Annotated in this window: 1 protein-coding gene; it reads right to left on the reverse strand. The window is 65.2% G+C overall.

The genetic code is table 11. From position 1 onward, the window contains the following. Positions 1 to 306: 306 nt before the first annotated feature. On the reverse strand, positions 307 to 1,428 hold the full coding sequence (locus ACFVTG_RS24740) for an IS110 family transposase (RefSeq protein ID WP_390283651.1): 1,122 nt from the start codon (positions 1,426 to 1,428) through the stop codon (positions 307 to 309). Positions 1,429 to 1,528 lie beyond the last annotated feature (100 nt).

Consider the following 1,528-nt stretch of genomic DNA (forward strand, 5'->3'; position numbering starts at 1 on the left):
CCCAACTGATATGTAGAAGCTGTTGTCAAGAGGCAGTGGTGAGCGGCTCCCGGTTTTGGTGTCGGGGGCCGCTTTCCGTTGGGGTGCTGTCCGGGTGTGGTGGGTGTGCTGGCGGGTCTTGTGTTCGACTGCAGTGTCAGACTGATATTCGCGGGTTGCTTACCGCATGACGATTGTTCGGCTGGGGCGTATCGCTGTCTAACATCGGGCGTCAACGGTATGGCCCGTTTGCTCATAGTTGGGTCTCGAGTTGGGCCCCGGAGTGCTGCCACGTCACGTCCGCCATGCACCCGGACGGCACGTTGATCAGGCCGCGTTCATGCGGTCTCCTTGCCCGTGGTCGCCGTGCTGCAGGGGTGCGGCCAGGGACCAGCACCAGCCGGCGAGTTCCCTGGCGATCGCGGTGTTTGCCGTGACGGATCGTTTCTTGCGGGCGTCGAAGACTTCCCATTTGTGGTGGAGCCGGTGGTTGCCTTCCAGGGCCCTGATGCGGGTGGCCGGGCCGACCAGCTCCAGCTGGCGCAGCAGCCGTTCCCCGGGCCGGGAGTAGGGGCGCTGGTGCTGCCAGGCTGCCTCGATGAGGAGTTTCCGGGCGTATTTGCTGCCGGCTTTCGTGATCGGTCCCTGGTGGCGGGACTGGCCCGAGGATTGCTCGCTGGGGACCAGCCCCAGGTAGGAGCCGATGGAGGACCCGGTGAAGCGGGTCCAGTCCCCGATCTCCACGGCGAGCCCGAACCCGGTCGTGGTCTGGATGCCGCGCAAACACATCAACGCGTCGATCACCGGGGCGTACTGGCATTCCCTGGCGGCCGCCACGACGCGCTGATCGATGCGCTTGAGCTGTGCTGCGAGGAACTCGGCCTGTTCCACATCGGCGTCGTAGGTGAACTGCAACACCGGGGAGTCAAACCGCTGCCGGTGCAGCCAGGCCCCGTGTTCCTTCGTCCACTTGGTCTCCTTCGGGTACCGGATGCCGTGCCGGAGCAGGATCGCATTCACCTGCTGGCGGGCGTGGGCGAGGTTCTTCGCCGCGGTGGACCGCAGCCGGGACAGGTCCCGCAGGTCTTCCTGGTCCCGCGTCGGGACCCGCACCTGGGTGATCTGGCCCAGGGCGAGCATCTCGGCGAGCAGGCGGGCATCACGCTTGTCGGTTTTGACCTTGTCGCTCGGGGCGCGGAGCAACTTGGAGGACGCCGCGACCACGCAGTCGATGCCGGCCTCGCGCAGGTACCGGGCCAGGACGTATCCGGTGGGGCCGGATTCATACACCACCTTCACCGGCGGCTCGCAGCGGCGGATCCACTCCAGCACCATCGCCGGGTCGGAGTCCATTTTCGCGTGCACCAGTTCGCCGGTCTCCGGGTTCAGTGCGCAGCCCACAACGGAAACCGCGTGAACATCGAGCCCGATGAAAGTATGCTCAAACATAGCCGGGACCTCCCAAAACTCACATGTGGCACTACCATTGCAACGCTCCACGGGTCGACAATCCAAGAGCACCGTTATTGGCAACCCACGGACTCTGTGA

Source organism: Arthrobacter sp. NPDC058127, assembly GCF_042884555.1.
Classification (GTDB): Bacteria; Actinomycetota; Actinomycetes; order Actinomycetales; family Micrococcaceae; genus Arthrobacter.